The sequence below is a fragment of the Garicola koreensis genome (assembly GCF_014195445.1).
In the GTDB taxonomy this organism is placed as follows: Bacteria; Actinomycetota; Actinomycetes; order Actinomycetales; family Micrococcaceae; genus Nesterenkonia; species Nesterenkonia koreensis.
Genome location: NZ_JACIBT010000004.1, coordinates 26,164 through 38,577, shown reverse-complemented (window position 1 = coordinate 38,577; position 12,414 = coordinate 26,164). Strand labels below are relative to the sequence as shown.

Sequence of the window (12,414 nt, the reverse complement as noted above, 5' to 3'; positions counted from 1 at the left end):
TTAGGCGATGAGGTCGATGGTGCAGCGGCTTTCAGCAGCTGCGGCCAGTTTGCCGTCACAGGTGATGAGGGGGCTGTCGAGGCGCTCGGCCAGAGCAACGTAGGCCGCGTCGTAGGGGGTGATGTTCTGGTGCAGTTCCCAGATGCGCGGCAACATCGGTGCCAGCGGCATGCGTCGAATGGGAAAGCCCGCGAGATGTTTCAAAGCACCCGGTACTGCCGTGCTGAGCGCCGGATGGCGACGGGAGAGGCCGCGCAAGGCAGACACGACCTCAACGTCCATGTGAGCGGGAGCAAATAAGGCGTCGCCAGCGCTCAGGCGTGCCGAAACCGCTGCATGACGCGGGTCGTCGGCGGCATAGAAGGCGGTCAGCACAGAAGCGTCGACGACGGCCAGGCTCACGAAGCTTCCCGCACCTCACGCACCGCAGCAGCGGAGTCTTCAAGGCTCACGCCACTTTCGTGCAGTGGCGTGTACGAGGCAACATAGTCATTCAACCGAGTCATCTGGGAAATCTCGGTCAGCCTGTCAACGGCGAATGCGCTCAATGACTGTCGGTTCGCTCGGGCGGCTTCGGCTAATGCCGTATACACATCATCGGGCACGTCCCGCAGGTTCATCCGTTTCATGGTGCCATTATGGCACCAAGAGGCCCGGAACTCTACCCTGGCCCGTAGGCCCGATGGTAGAGCTATCGACATTCGATCGATACTCAACTACCGTCGATGGCATGAGCAATCACTTGGCTGTCACTGCCCTGCGAACCATGCTGGTGGCTGCCCTGGTCGTCATCGCCGCGGTCCAGATAGTGGGTCTGCCGTGGCTGTCTGGGGTGGTGGCGGCTGATCTGCCGGATGCGGCCCATATGCGCTGGCCCATCCTGACGCTGGCGATCCTGGGCCTGCTCTGTGTTCAGGTCGGCATTATCTGCACCCTGCGGCTGCTGGGGTTCGCGCGCAGCGGTGAGGTGTTCTCCTCCCGCGCCTTCGGCTGGGTCGACGGAATTATTGGGGCCTTCCTGGGTGGCAGCCTCGTCTGTGTGGCCACGATCGGCTACCAGTCAGCGGTTGCGGCGGCCCCGCCGGGGTGGATGCTGATGCTGCTCGGTGGTGTTGTGACCGGCTTGGCGCTTGCCCTGCTGATGACGGTGATGCGCACGCTTCTGGTCCGTGCCACCACGCTGAAGAGCGAGATGGATGTGGTCATCTGATGGCCATCGTCGTTCGCATCGATGTTGAACTGGCCAAGAAGAAGATGCCGGTGGGCGAGTTCGCCGAACGCGTGGGGATCACCCCGGCGAACATTGCGGTGCTGAAGAACGGCCGGGCCAAGGCGATCCGCTTCAGCACCCTGGAGGCGATGTGCGAGGTACTCGACTGCCAACCGGGAGACCTCCTGGAGTGGGCGCCCGACGGCGCCCCTGACTGGGCTGAGTAGTCGGTTGGCCTAGCACGGTAGAGATCAGCGGACGAGAGTCGGGGTCCTTGCAGCGTTGCTGAGGCTCGTGGTGAAGCTGCGCGCGGGCAGCTGCTCCTGCGGTGCCGAGGGGAAGCGCTGCGCCACTGCCTCCTGGATCGCCTCGACGACGTCGCGGGCGGGCTCTGAGCCGTCGGTCCAACAGGTGATATGGACCCGGACTGCGTCGCTGCCGGCAGGACGGTCAGGCTCAGCCTGGCGTGGAGCCGACCGGTGGCCGAGCGCAAAGCGCCGGAGACGTTGGGATATCGTCTGCCAGAGCCGTCCTGTGACGCCATCAGCGGTTCTGGGGGTCCCACTGGGCCAACTGCGTCTGGCCTGCTCGAGCCGATAGTCGGCCTCGGCTCGCATCGCTTCGTAGTGCAGTGTCATGATGCTCCGTCATCGGAGGGTTCAGAATCGTCAGCACCTTGGATCAGCTCGTCGAGGTCCGGATTCAAGGTGGAGAAGAGCCGGCCCTTCACTGCCCCTTCGGGGCGGTTGGCAGGATCCCTGCGGTCTTCGAAGCGATCGAGCAGGGTGGCGAGTTCCTGGGCGACCTCGGCCATCTCCTCTGCAGTGGCCCAAAAAGTAGCGGTGCTGACCGTGACCGCCGGGATCCATTCACCGCTGCGCAGGTGGGCCGGCGCCGCTCGTAGGAAAGCAGCCATGCGGGCGGCCTCGCGCTGGACGACCAATGCTCCCAATTCGGAGGATTCTGCGATGGAGGAGGGATCATCAGGGTCGGGGCGCAGGTTACGACCGCGGTGTTTGCTCCGCCAGGGCTTTTCCCGGCCCCGAGGCTCGGCACGTTCGATGAAGCCCGCCGAAGCCAGCAGCCGCAGGTGAAAGGAGGCGTTCGCCACGCTTTGGTCCAGACGCTCGGCAATCTCACTGGCAGTTGCCTCGCCGAGCTCATCCATAGCTTCCATGATCTCGATCCGCAGCGGATGGGCCAGGGCCCGCATCACTGCCGGATCGGAGGTCTGCATCTGAGGGGGGTCATGTGCCATCTGCCTGGTCCTTTCGAGAGTGCCGCACTGCCTGCTGTTATGCAAGAGTACTTGCGAAACATGTGTTGCGCAATAGGGATTGCGAAAGGAGTGTTGATGATGGCGACACAGTCACGGGGAAGGGGTGGTTTCCTCGACAATCTCCCGCAGGGTGGCGAGGTACGTGTCGAAGGCCTGCTTGCCTCGGCTGGTCAGGGAGAACCAGGTGCGCGGCCGCTTGCCCGCATAGCCTTTGGTGACCTCGACGTAACCGACCGCTTCCAAGGTCGCGATGTGCTTGGACAGCAGGGAATCACTGACCTCCAGTGTGTCGCGCAGAAGCGCGAAATGCACTTGGTCAGCCGCCCGTAAGGCCGACATCACTGAAAGCCGCACAGGAGAATGGATCATGTCATCGATCCGGTTGCGCGGATGGGTCACGAACGGCTCACCCGGAACGCCAGTACCACGTAGGGAACGCCGGGAAGCAGGCCCGCCAGCACCAACCACAGCGAAAAACCCTCCGGCAGCAGGAATCGGTAGAGCGGCAGGCACACCAGTACCAGGCCGAGACTGATCCACAGCGTCCGATCCTGCCACCTCTGGGCCGGCGTGGGCAGGCTCTTGCGATGCCGCTGCAGCAGAACCAAGAGTCCGACGACGACGATCAGGCCGGTCAGAAACCAGGTGTCGACAAGGTCTGGCCACGCGTGGATAGCAATGTAGAAGACGGTCAGGCTGGCCGCCATCACCAAAGACTCGGCGACGAACCACCATCGCCGTCCGCGGATCCGCTCACCCACCCGGGCGGCCTCACGCAGAGCCTCCCGGGGCTCGGGAGGGTGATCAGAGTAGGAGTACGACGACACGGCAACCACCTTCTGCTATCCGGGGTGACTGTCGTCACTCTAGTGATCAGTTTACGATCCTTCAAGTGGTCAACTCTGTGTCATGTCAGCGACCTGTCTACAGGCTGGTGCCGGTCAGCTCTTGACTCAGCTGCCACAGGCGCTGTTGAGTTTCCGGGTTGTAGGCCTCGGGGTGCGCCTCAGCCCGCTCGGTGCCGGAGAAGTACTGCCCAGAGACCCCGGCGACGGCGTCAGACTCGATCAGATGCCGGCTCGCGGCGACCCCCGAGGACAGATCATCGACGGTGTAGCCGTAGCCCTCCTGGACCATCCGGGTGGGCATCAGGGTCGCAGGATGCAGGCTGTTGAGCGTGGTCACCTCTGCCGGGAGATGCTCGGCGAGCATGAATCCTGTGGCCACCATGGCCAGCTTGGACTGCGCGTAGGCGCGCGAGCCCGAATAGCCGTATTCCATGTGCGGATCGTCGAGGTCGAGAGGCTGCTGTGCCCCGGAGGCGACGTGGACGATGCGACTGGGTGCGCCCGCCTCCAGCAGCGGCAGCAGCCCCAGCGACAGTGCGAAGGGCGCCAGGTGATTGACGGCGAGGCGCAGTTCGAAGCCGTCCGGTGACACCTGGCGGGTGTCATCGCTTCCTTTGCCTAGGCCAGCGTTGTTGACCAGGACGCTGAGGTGGTCAGTCAGCTCAGCGACGTCCGCTGCCAGGCTGCGCACCTGGGCCAGGTCGGAGAGATCGGCGGCAACGGTGTCGATCACGGCACTCGACGCCGCCAGCTCGGTGCGCAGGGAGTCGAGCTTCTCAGGATCCCGGCCGTGCAGGATGAGTCGACCCCCAGCAGTGCTCAGTGTGCGGGCGAGCTCACGGCCCAGACCGCTGGTGGCCCCGGTGATGAGGATGGTCCGGTCACGGTGGGTCATATCCGTCCTTCCCTGTCGGTGACACTCGCCGCAGAGTCTACGGCCCTGGGTCGGACGGCTGGCCTATGCGCCGCGGAAGGTGGGGGTTCGCTTGGCCTGGAAGGCGGCGAAACCCTCAGCGTAGTCCTCGGTGTCACAGAGCAGGCCCTGGGCCCGGTTCTCATCGGTGACCGACTCCCACAGCCCCACGCGCTGGTCGCGGATCTGGGCGACCAGCTTCTTGGACTCGCGGAAGGCCCGGGTCGCGCCCTTCGCCGCAGTCTGCGTCTTCTGGCGGGTGAACTCCTGCAGCTCCTCAGCCGGCAGCACCCGGGAAAACAGCCCGGAGGCCACCGCGTCGGCTCCGCTGATCAGTTCGGCGGTGTAGATCAGATCCAGGGTGCGGTGGGCGCCGAGGCGCTCCACGAACAGGGCGTGACCGCCGGAGTCCAACGTCGCCCCCAGAGAGGCGAAGGGGGATCCGACCTTGGCGTCCTCAGCGATGTAAACCACGTCAGTGGCGATCGCCAGCCCCAGTCCGACTCCTAAGCAGGCGCCCTGCACCGCGGCGAAGGTCGGAGCGGGGAACTGTGCCATCCGCTTCAGCACCGGGGTCACCGTCTCAGCTAAGAAGGCGTGGGCGTCGTCGTCGGCGGGGTCGACGTCGGAGATATCGCGACCGGCGCAGAAGCCGCGGCCCTCGCCGCGCAGCAGCAGGGCGCGAACCCCTGCCGCTTCGGCTTCCTGGTAGGCCCGATCGAGTTCGCTTAAGGCCGCCGGATCCAACGAGTTGAGCTTCTTGGGTGCGTTGAGCACCACCTCGGCGACGTCGTCCTCAATGCTCAGTTCGATCATGTTCGCATCTCCGCTCAGATTGTGGGGTCAGGAGTCGTAGTCGACCACGAGCTTGTCCGAGGTCGGACGGGTCTGGCAGGTGAGCACGTAGCCGGCCTCGATCTCGTCGGACTCCAGGGCGAAGTTCTCCTGCATTTCGAAGTCGCCGGAGACCACTTTGGCCCGGCAGGTGCCGCAGACCCCGCCGGCGCAGGCGAAGGGCACGTCTGAGCGCTGGCGCAGGGCGGCGTTGAGCACGGTCTCGCCCGATTCCTTCGGCGTATCGACCTGGCCGGTGAGCCCGTCCAGGGTGAATTCGATCTGCCGCGTCTCCTCGCCGGCCTTGACCTGCACTTTGCGGCCCTGCTGGCCGGAGGGCCGGTCGGGCTTTCCGGTGCTGAACAGTTCGAAGCGCACCTTCTCTGCGGGGATGCTGCGGGAGTCCAGCTCATCGCGGACCAGCTGGACCAGTTCGAAGGGTCCGCACAGGAACCATTCGTCGGTGTCCTGGGTGCGCAGCACATGATCCAGCAGGGCGCTGAGCTTCTCACCCTCAATCCGGCCGGTCAGCAGCGGGTTGAGGCGCTGTTCTCGGGAGAGCACATGGTGGACGGCGAATCGTGCGGGGTAGCGGTCCTTGAGGTCGCCGAGCTCTTCGGCGAACATCACATCGGAGGCGGACCGGTTGGCATAGACCAGGTCGAAGGTGGACTGCGGGGAGGCGGCCAGCACCGAGCGGGCGATCGACATGATCGGTGTGATCCCCGAGCCGGCGGCGAAGGCGACCAGGCTGGTGTCGGTGCGCTTGGATACGGCCTCCGCGGCCAGCTCATCCGGGTTGTTCATCGAGGTGATCGCGGTCTTGGAGACGAACGCGCCGGAGGGGTTCATCACATCCAGGGTGTCACCGGGGGCCAGCTGCTCATTGGCCCAGGTGGAGAACAGTCCGCCGATATCACGCTTGATCGCTACCCGGATCTCTCCGGGAACCGGCACTGTGCAGATCGAATAGGAGCGCCGCAGCTCCTGGCCCTCGATCTCGGCCCGCAGGGCCACATACTGGCCGGGCGCGTAGTCGAAGTCGTCCTGCAGGTGCTCGGGAATCTCGAAGGTCACCTCCACGGAGTCTTCGGTCAGCCGGCGGACCGCCCCGACCCGCAGGGTGTTGAACTGGGCGCGGCGCTTGGCGGCAGGGGCGGCCTGAGTCGGATCAGCAGTCATTAAAGCACCTTGAAGTAGTCGAAGGGTTCCAAGCAGGAGCTGCACTGGTACAGCGCTTTGCATGCGGTGGAGCCGAACCGAGTCAGCTCACGGGTGTTCAGCGAGTCGCAGCGCGGGCACTTCACGCTCAGCCCCACGCTCACCGGGCCGCCGCGCACCGGCGCATTGCCGCTGGGCGGGGTGATCCCGTATTCGCGCAGCTTGCGCCGGCCGTCCTCGCTCATCCAGTCAGTGGTCCAGGAAGGCTTCAGCACAGTCTGGACCTTCACATCCGCAAAGCCGGCCTCGCGCAGGGCAAAGGCAATATCAGCGGTGATCGTATCCATCGCCGGGCAGCCCGAGTAGGTGGGGGTGATGACGACGACGGCGCCGTCCGGGGTCGCTGCTGCGGCACGCAGAATCCCGAGGTCCTCGATGGTCAGCACCGGAATCTCCGGGTCGGTGACTTGTGCGGCCGCGTCCCAGACGGCGGCGTCGGCCTCGCCGGCAGGACGGATGCCGTTGGGGGTCAGTTCTGGGGTTTGTGTGGTCACCATGGGTGCTCCTTTGTTCACCAGGTTCTGTTCACCAGGTTGCGCCGGGGTGCTCACGGGCCAGCACCTGCATCTCAGCCAGAATGAAGCCGCGGTGCTCCGAGTACCGGCCGCTGCGGTCGGCGCCGAAGGCGCCTTTGGCCTGCGGAACGCGCAGCCCAGCCTCTTCGATGATGGTGCTCAGCTGAGTGAGCACCTCATCGCGCAGCGCCGATGGAAGGACGGCGACGCCGGCCTCAGCAAGCTGGGTGGTGGGCTCCACGTCGATGAACAGCTCTTCGATGTAGGTCCAGACGGTGTCCAGCCCGGTCTGCATGCGGCGGTGGGACTCCTCGGTGCCGCCGCCGAGCCGCATCAGCCACTGGGCGGCGTGGTCCCGGTGGTAGTCGACTTCCTTCAGGGCCTTATCAGCGATGGCGGACAGGGTCTCGTCGGTGGAGGCCAGCAGGCGGGAGTAGAGCGCATAGGCGTAGAAGCTGAAGATCAGCTGCCGGGCGATGGTCTGGCCGAAGTCGCCGTTCTCATGCTCCACCAGGCGGGCGGAGCGGAACTCCTCCTCATCGCGGAAATAGGCGAGGTCGTCTTCGGTCTTGTCCCAGGCGGAGCCGGCGTAGGTGAGCAGGAAGCGGGCATGGCCCAGCAGGTCCAGGGCGATGTTGGCCAGCGCCACATCCTCTTCCAGCTCCGGTGCACGCGAGATCCAATGCCCCAGCCGCTGGGCCAGCATCAGCGAGTCGTCGCCGAGGATCAGGGCGTAGCGGGCGACCTCCTCACTCGCGCGGTCTTCGCGGGAGGCAAGCTCCTCAGCGGTGATGGCGTTGCCCATGGAGATCCGTGTCGCGGAGTCCTGGGAGGTGAATCCTACGGTGTCGCTCACAGGTGCTTCACCCCTTCGGACTGCGTGTAGTAGGTGGCATGCCGGTAGTTCTTGCCCTGCGCAGATTCGAAGAACCCGCCCTTGGAGTCCGGGTCGGAGGCGGTGATTCCCTCTGAGGGAACCACCCAGATGGAGGTTCCTTCGTTGCGTCGGGTGTAGAGGTCGCGCGCATTGCGCAGCGCCATCGTTCCGTCCGGTGCGTGCAGCGAGCCTGCGTGCACGTGGGACAGACCGCGGGATGAGCGAACAAAGATCTCCCAGAGCGGCCAGATGCTCTCAGTGGCCGGATCGGTGGCGATCACGCCGCCTGCTGGGACCTGTTCGGACTCTGTCGTGGTGTCGTTCTGAGTCATGCCTGGCCTTTCTCGCCGAATGTCAGTGCGGTGCGCCTCAGGCGCTGAGCAGGGCTGCGTCCTGCTGGGCTGCGGCCTGCTTGTCCGCGTAGGCCGCAGCGGCCTCACGCACCCAGGCGCCGTTGTCGCGGGCTGCTCGGTAGTGGGCCAGCCGCTGATGGTTCAGCGGGCCGTCGCCCTTGACGACGCTGAAGAACTCATCCCAGTCCAGCTCGCCGTAGTCGTAGTGGCCGCGCTCTTCGTTCCACTTCAGGTCCGGATCAGGCAGGGTGAGCCCGAGGGCCTCCGCCTGGGGGACGATCATGTCGACGAAGCGCTGGCGCAGCACATCGTTGGAGAAGCGTTTGATGTTCCAGGCCATCGACTGCTGGGAGTTGGGGGACTCCGCGTCGGGGGGACCGAACATCTGAAGCGCAGGTCCGTAGAAGCGGTCCACGGCGTCCTGGGCCATCTGCTTCTGCGCCTGGGTGCCGTGGGAGAGGGTGTAGAGAATCTCCCACCCCTGGCGCTGGTGGAAGGACTCTTCCTTGCACACCCGCACCATGGCGCGGCCATAGGGTCCGTAGGAGGCTCGGCACAGCGGAACCTGGTTGGTGATGGCGGCTCCGTCGACCAGCCACCCGACGGCGCCGACGTCGGCCCAGGTGCGGGCCGGGTAGTTGAAGATCGAGGAGTACTTCGCCTTGCCGGTGTAGAGCTGCTCGTAGGTCTCATCGCGGGAGGTGCCCAGTGTCTCGGCGGCGGAGTAGAGGTAGAGTCCGTGGCCGGCCTCATCCTGGACCTTGGCCATGAGCACGGATTTGCGCTTCAGTGAGGGCGCCCGGCTGATCCAGTTGCCTTCGGGCTGCATGCCGATGATCTCCGAATGTGCGTGCTGGGAGACCTGGCGCACCAGGGTCTTGCGGTAGTCGTCGGGCATCCAGTCACGAGGCTCGATGCGCTTATCGTCGGCGATGATCTCCTGGAAGCGCTCCCAGCCTACTCGTGCCTGATCGGCGGCGACTCGGGCGTCTTCGGTGACCTGCGCGGCGTCGGGCTCGACTGCCTGCAGATGGGGCTTCTGAGCGGACATTTCGGTACCTCCTGAATTACTGACCGTTCGTTCAGTATACCTGGGCATGTGAGATGTGCAATACCCACATGCATGGGGCTGCGGCAGTGGCTGCGCATGCGGGCCTCAGCCAGCTCTCGCGGTGCCCGGGTGGGCTGTCTCGCCCAGATGAGCAGTCACTCTGGCCGCGGCTTGCCCTCATTGCCGCGGTTCAAGGCATCAAACTCATCGTTCCAGCGGTTGCTGTCATGGTCGCCGCCCTGCTCGGCAATAGCCCTGGCCTGCTCCACATAGGTTTTGGTGAGCTTGTCCACCCGGGCCTCGTTCTCCTTCAGCAGCTTCTGATGGGTCTCGACTCGGACCCGGTGAGAGGTCTTCTGCTCAACCAGCTCGGCGTAGCGCTGGTGGACGAACCGCCACTCGTCGTCGGTGAGCTCATCGGCGTAGGGGCCCTGGTGGAACCCTTCGTGGAAGGTGAGCCGCTTCCAGTCGCCGGCCTGGTTCAGTGTGGAGTCGCGGTTGAGGAGGTCCAGGACAGATACCGACTGGTCTCTGATCTTGAGGTGCTTGGCTTGTTCGATGCGGTAGCTGGTGCCGGTGGCGGCGATATCGACATTATGGTCCGCCAAGGTGTTCAAACTGGTCTCCAGGGCCTTGAGCCTGCCCCGGGGCTTTCCCACCCGAGCGTCGTAGACGTACCAGCCGGCTGACGCCAGTGCCACTGCCAGCACGATCAGCAGCGGTATCAGCCAGTCGAACATCACCTGCACCTGCCTCGTGGTCAGCGGGCCGGGGTGCGCAGCCCAGCCAGCAGCAGACACACTACGGTATCGGCCAGGGGAGCGGCAGCGTCGGCGCGGTCGGGGCGGTACCAGTCCACGATCGAGTTGACCGTGCCCATCGCCAGCCGGGATGCGGTGCGGGCGTCGAGGTCCTGGCGGAGGTCGCCGTCGTCCTGGGCCTGATGGATCAGGTCGGCGATGCGGCGGGTGATCTCGCGCCGGCGGGCCAGGGCGGCGGTCTCCAGCTCCGAGTTGCCCCGAAGCCGCAGCAGCAGGGTCACATAGGGCAGCGACCGGGTCAGCACATTGACCGACTCAGCGATGATGGTCTCCAGCTCCGCCACCGCAGCGACCTCCAAGGCCTCGGCGTCGGCGACGACCCGCTCCAGCTCAGCCAACGAATGGCTCAGGGCGGCGTCGAGGATCTCTTCCTTGGACTTCACGTGGTGGTAGATGGCCGACTTGGAGATGCCCAGCTCCTGGGCCAGGGCCCCCATCGACGTCGCTTCGTAGCCGCGGCGGTTGAAGACCTCCACGCACACTCGGATCAGCGAGTCACGGTCGTATCCGGGGCGGCCCCGCTTGACAGCGGTGCGCGGGCCAGTACCGGCGGCCTGCTCTGACTGGTCCAATGGCATGCGGTGAGCGGCCTTCCCTGTCGATAGTTCCATCGGTCCTCAGACTAGCCGCCGCAGACTGCTCATCGGCGCTTGTCGTAGATGCGTCGCAGCTTGCCGGAGGAGCGGGCGAGAGTTTCCGGTTCGGCCACGCTGACCACGCAGCTGGAACCGACCTTGATCTTGATCTGGCGGGCCAGCTCCTTGCCGGCGGTCTCAGCGTCCTGCAGCGAGCACTCTTCGCGGCGTTCGATGTGCACCGTCATCTGATCCATGTGGTCCGGACGGGTCAGCTCCAGCTGGAAGTGCGGAGAGAGCCCCTCGATGGTCAGTGCGATCTCTTCGATCTGGGTGGGGAAGAGGTTGACCCCGCGCAGGATGATCATGTCGTCGCTGCGGCCGCTGATGCGGCCCATGCGCCGGTGACCGGGCCGGTCGGTGCCCGGCAGCAGCCGAGTCAGATCGTGGGTGCGGTAGCGGATGATCGGCAGCGCCTCGCGGGTCAGCGTGGTGAAGACCAGCTCGCCGTGATGGCCCGGTTCCAGGACGTCTTCGGTCATCGGGTCGATGATCTCCGGGCGGAAGTGGTCTTCCCAGATGGTGGAGCCGTCCTGCCTGTCGAAGGACTCGCCGGCGACTCCGGGGCCCATGACTTCGGAGAGGCCGTAGATGTCGCAGGCTTTGATGTTGAACGCCTGCTCGATCTCGTGGCGCATCTCTTCGGTCCAGGGTTCGGCGCCGAGCACGCCGATCTCCAGGGATGTGTCCCGTGGGTCCAGGCCGGCCTTGCGGAAGCCGTCGGCCAGCGCCAGCAGGTAGGTGGGGGTGCACAGGATCGCCCGCGGCTTGAAGTCGGTGATGAGCTGGATCTGCTTCTCCGTCTGGCCCCCGGACATCGGAATGACGGTTGCGCCGAGCTTCTCCACCCCGTAGTGGGCGCCCAGACCGCCGGTGAACAGCCCGTAGCCGTAGGCGTTGTGGACGATGTCTCCGGGTGCGACGCCGGAGAACCGCAGGCACCGGGAGAACAGTGTGGCCCACCGGTCGATGTCGCCGTCGGTGTAGCCCACCACTGTGGGCAGTCCTGTGGTGCCGGAGGAGGCGTGGATGCGGCGGACCTGATTCATCGGTACGGCGAAGGACTTGAACGGATAGGCCGCGCGCAGGAACTCTTTGTCGGTGAAGGGGAACTTGGCCAGGTCTTCAAGAGTCTGCAGGTCACTGGGCTTCACCCCGTGCGCGTCATAGAGCTCACGGTAGGCACTGACGTTCTCGTAGGCGTGCTTGATGGTGGCCTTCAGCCGGGTCAGCTGCAGCTGGTCCATCTCTTCGCGGCCGATCAGCTCGGCGGCGTCCGGAGTGCCCACCGGGGTCGGGTCAGCCTCGGTCTCTGCGATGGCTGCGGCAAGTTCGTTGGGCGCGCCGTCGGCGGCGAAGGAGTCGGGGGCGGGTGCAAGGCTCATTCGGGCGTCACCTCTTGGGTTGGGACGGGAACAGTGCGGGAGCGGCCGCGGAAGACTGCGATGGTGTCCTCACCGCGGCTGACCACGACGTCGTAGACGCCGCTGCGTCCGGTCTGGGCGACCCGGACGGCCTCGGCGGTGATCTCTTCGCCGAGCTTGGCGGACTTCAAAAAATTGATGTCGACCCCCGAGGCGACGGTGATCGTCGCGTCGTCGCCGGCAGGGTCGTTGCACGCCATGGCAAAGCAGGTGTCGGCCAGGGTGAAGACCATCCCGCCGTGGACAATGTCGAAGCCGTTGGTCATCTCTTCGCGGATGCGCATGCGCAGCTTCGCATGACCCGGCTCGGCGAGGAGCACCTCGGCGCCGAGCCAGCGGGTGCACCCGTCGTTCTCCAGCATCTTGTGGTGCGGCCCGCCGGCAGGCATCGACGGGCCCCGGTGGGTATCGGCGGCCGGGGCCGCAGTGCTGG

General features: G+C 65.5%; 19 protein-coding genes. 2 read left to right on the top strand and 17 right to left on the bottom strand.

Features of this window, described 5'->3' with window-relative positions:
* A complete protein-coding gene (locus tag FHX47_RS07320; protein ID WP_221206210.1) occupies nucleotides 1-402 on the bottom strand; it encodes a type II toxin-antitoxin system VapC family toxin in 402 nt (133 codons plus the stop codon).
* Nucleotides 399-629, bottom strand: coding sequence for a hypothetical protein (locus FHX47_RS07315; protein WP_183358274.1), 231 nt, complete (start codon nucleotides 627-629; stop codon nucleotides 399-401). The genes FHX47_RS07320 and FHX47_RS07315 overlap by 4 nt, the downstream gene beginning before the upstream one ends.
* Nucleotides 630-730: 101 nt before the next feature.
* Here FHX47_RS07315 and FHX47_RS07310 point away from each other — a divergent pair, with 101 nt between their 5' ends.
* Together FHX47_RS07310 and FHX47_RS07305 are read left to right on the top strand one after the other, a co-directional pair.
* Nucleotides 731-1,210: a DUF2975 domain-containing protein gene (locus FHX47_RS07310; RefSeq protein WP_183358272.1), complete on the top strand. Its 480-nt coding sequence runs from the start codon at nucleotides 731-733 to the stop codon at nucleotides 1,208-1,210.
* A complete protein-coding gene (locus FHX47_RS07305) occupies nucleotides 1,210-1,437 on the top strand; it encodes a helix-turn-helix domain-containing protein (protein ID WP_183358271.1) in 228 nt (75 codons plus the stop codon). Before FHX47_RS07310 ends, FHX47_RS07305 begins: the two co-directional genes overlap by 1 nt.
* Nucleotides 1,438-1,461: 24 nt before the next feature.
* Here the strand turns inward: FHX47_RS07305 and FHX47_RS07300 are convergent, their stop codons facing one another.
* The 15 genes from FHX47_RS07300 to FHX47_RS07230 form a co-directional block, all read right to left on the bottom strand.
* Nucleotides 1,462-1,848: a hypothetical protein gene (locus FHX47_RS07300; protein ID WP_183358270.1), complete on the bottom strand. Its 387-nt coding sequence runs from the start codon at nucleotides 1,846-1,848 to the stop codon at nucleotides 1,462-1,464.
* Nucleotides 1,845-2,468 carry an ArsR/SmtB family transcription factor gene (locus FHX47_RS07295; protein ID WP_183358269.1) on the bottom strand — a complete coding sequence of 208 codons (624 nt, stop codon included), beginning with the start codon at nucleotides 2,466-2,468 and terminating at the stop codon, nucleotides 1,845-1,847. Before FHX47_RS07295 ends, FHX47_RS07300 begins: the two co-directional genes overlap by 4 nt.
* 111 nt (nucleotides 2,469-2,579) lie before the next feature.
* Nucleotides 2,580-2,888, bottom strand: a complete 309-nt coding sequence (locus tag FHX47_RS07290) for a winged helix-turn-helix domain-containing protein (protein WP_343064335.1) — start codon at nucleotides 2,886-2,888, stop codon at nucleotides 2,580-2,582.
* Nucleotides 2,885-3,316, bottom strand: coding sequence for a hypothetical protein (locus tag FHX47_RS07285; protein WP_183358268.1), 432 nt, complete (start codon nucleotides 3,314-3,316; stop codon nucleotides 2,885-2,887). The genes FHX47_RS07290 and FHX47_RS07285 overlap by 4 nt, the downstream gene beginning before the upstream one ends.
* 97 nt (nucleotides 3,317-3,413) lie before the next feature.
* A complete protein-coding gene (locus FHX47_RS07280; protein ID WP_183358267.1) occupies nucleotides 3,414-4,232 on the bottom strand; it encodes an SDR family NAD(P)-dependent oxidoreductase in 819 nt (272 codons plus the stop codon).
* A gap of 63 nt (nucleotides 4,233-4,295) precedes the next feature.
* Nucleotides 4,296-5,066 (bottom strand): enoyl-CoA hydratase/isomerase family protein, encoded by a 771-nt coding sequence (locus FHX47_RS07275; protein WP_183358266.1) that lies wholly within the window; start codon nucleotides 5,064-5,066, stop codon nucleotides 4,296-4,298.
* 27 nt (nucleotides 5,067-5,093) lie between these two features.
* Entirely contained in the window at nucleotides 5,094-6,266 is a 1,173-nt protein-coding gene (gene paaE / locus FHX47_RS07270; protein ID WP_183358265.1) for a 1,2-phenylacetyl-CoA epoxidase subunit PaaE, read from the bottom strand.
* On the bottom strand, nucleotides 6,266-6,802 hold the full coding sequence (gene paaD, locus FHX47_RS07265) for a 1,2-phenylacetyl-CoA epoxidase subunit PaaD (protein ID WP_183358264.1): 537 nt from the start codon (nucleotides 6,800-6,802) through the stop codon (nucleotides 6,266-6,268). Before paaD ends, paaE begins: the two co-directional genes overlap by 1 nt.
* Nucleotides 6,803-6,830: 28 nt before the next feature.
* The gene (gene paaC, locus FHX47_RS07260) at nucleotides 6,831-7,625 is read right to left on the bottom strand and encodes a 1,2-phenylacetyl-CoA epoxidase subunit PaaC (protein WP_183358333.1); all 795 of its coding nucleotides are present in this window, start codon (nucleotides 7,623-7,625) and stop codon (nucleotides 6,831-6,833) included.
* 47 nt (nucleotides 7,626-7,672) lie between these two features.
* A complete protein-coding gene (paaB, locus tag FHX47_RS07255; RefSeq protein ID WP_183358263.1) occupies nucleotides 7,673-8,029 on the bottom strand; it encodes a 1,2-phenylacetyl-CoA epoxidase subunit PaaB in 357 nt (118 codons plus the stop codon).
* A gap of 37 nt (nucleotides 8,030-8,066) precedes the next feature.
* The gene (gene paaA, locus FHX47_RS07250; RefSeq protein ID WP_183358262.1) at nucleotides 8,067-9,101 is read right to left on the bottom strand and encodes a 1,2-phenylacetyl-CoA epoxidase subunit PaaA; all 1,035 of its coding nucleotides are present in this window, start codon (nucleotides 9,099-9,101) and stop codon (nucleotides 8,067-8,069) included.
* A 155-nt stretch (nucleotides 9,102-9,256) separates the two neighbouring features.
* A complete protein-coding gene (locus FHX47_RS07245) occupies nucleotides 9,257-9,901 on the bottom strand; it encodes a hypothetical protein (protein WP_221206209.1) in 645 nt (214 codons plus the stop codon).
* Nucleotides 9,862-10,500, bottom strand: a complete 639-nt coding sequence (locus FHX47_RS07240) for a TetR/AcrR family transcriptional regulator (RefSeq protein WP_183358260.1) — start codon at nucleotides 10,498-10,500, stop codon at nucleotides 9,862-9,864. Before FHX47_RS07240 ends, FHX47_RS07245 begins: the two co-directional genes overlap by 40 nt.
* 62 nt (nucleotides 10,501-10,562) lie before the next feature.
* Nucleotides 10,563-11,942 carry a phenylacetate--CoA ligase family protein gene (locus FHX47_RS07235; RefSeq protein ID WP_183358259.1) on the bottom strand — a complete coding sequence of 460 codons (1,380 nt, stop codon included), beginning with the start codon at nucleotides 11,940-11,942 and terminating at the stop codon, nucleotides 10,563-10,565.
* Nucleotides 11,939-12,370: a hotdog fold thioesterase gene (locus tag FHX47_RS07230; protein WP_183358332.1), complete on the bottom strand. Its 432-nt coding sequence runs from the start codon at nucleotides 12,368-12,370 to the stop codon at nucleotides 11,939-11,941. Before FHX47_RS07230 ends, FHX47_RS07235 begins: the two co-directional genes overlap by 4 nt.
* Between the last annotated feature and the right edge of the window lie 44 nt (nucleotides 12,371-12,414).

Bases quoted from the DNA above. Each gene is read 5' to 3' on its own strand.
- FHX47_RS07315 (WP_183358274.1), bottom strand. From the start codon at position 629: ATGAAACGGATGAACCTGCGGGACGTGCCCGATGATGTGTATACGGCA.
- FHX47_RS07310 (WP_183358272.1), top strand. From the start codon at position 731: ATGAGCAATCACTTGGCTGTCACTGCCCTGCGAACCATGCTGGTGGCT.
- FHX47_RS07305 (WP_183358271.1), top strand. From the start codon at position 1,210: ATGGCCATCGTCGTTCGCATCGATGTTGAACTGGCCAAGAAGAAGATG.
- FHX47_RS07300 (WP_183358270.1), bottom strand. From the start codon at position 1,848: ATGACACTGCACTACGAAGCGATGCGAGCCGAGGCCGACTATCGGCTC.
- FHX47_RS07295 (WP_183358269.1), bottom strand. From the start codon at position 2,468: ATGGCACATGACCCCCCTCAGATGCAGACCTCCGATCCGGCAGTGATG.
- FHX47_RS07280 (WP_183358267.1), bottom strand. From the start codon at position 4,232: ATGACCCACCGTGACCGGACCATCCTCATCACCGGGGCCACCAGCGGT.
- FHX47_RS07275 (WP_183358266.1), bottom strand. From the start codon at position 5,066: ATGATCGAACTGAGCATTGAGGACGACGTCGCCGAGGTGGTGCTCAAC.
- paaE (WP_183358265.1), bottom strand. From the start codon at position 6,266: ATGACTGCTGATCCGACTCAGGCCGCCCCTGCCGCCAAGCGCCGCGCC.
- paaD (WP_183358264.1), bottom strand. From the start codon at position 6,802: ATGGTGACCACACAAACCCCAGAACTGACCCCCAACGGCATCCGTCCT.
- paaC (WP_183358333.1), bottom strand. From the start codon at position 7,625: ATGGGCAACGCCATCACCGCTGAGGAGCTTGCCTCCCGCGAAGACCGC.
- paaB (WP_183358263.1), bottom strand. From the start codon at position 8,029: ATGACTCAGAACGACACCACGACAGAGTCCGAACAGGTCCCAGCAGGC.
- paaA (WP_183358262.1), bottom strand. From the start codon at position 9,101: ATGTCCGCTCAGAAGCCCCATCTGCAGGCAGTCGAGCCCGACGCCGCG.
- FHX47_RS07240 (WP_183358260.1), bottom strand. From the start codon at position 10,500: ATGCCATTGGACCAGTCAGAGCAGGCCGCCGGTACTGGCCCGCGCACC.
- FHX47_RS07235 (WP_183358259.1), bottom strand. From the start codon at position 11,942: ATGAGCCTTGCACCCGCCCCCGACTCCTTCGCCGCCGACGGCGCGCCC.
- FHX47_RS07230 (WP_183358332.1), bottom strand. From the start codon at position 12,370: ATGCCTGCCGGCGGGCCGCACCACAAGATGCTGGAGAACGACGGGTGC.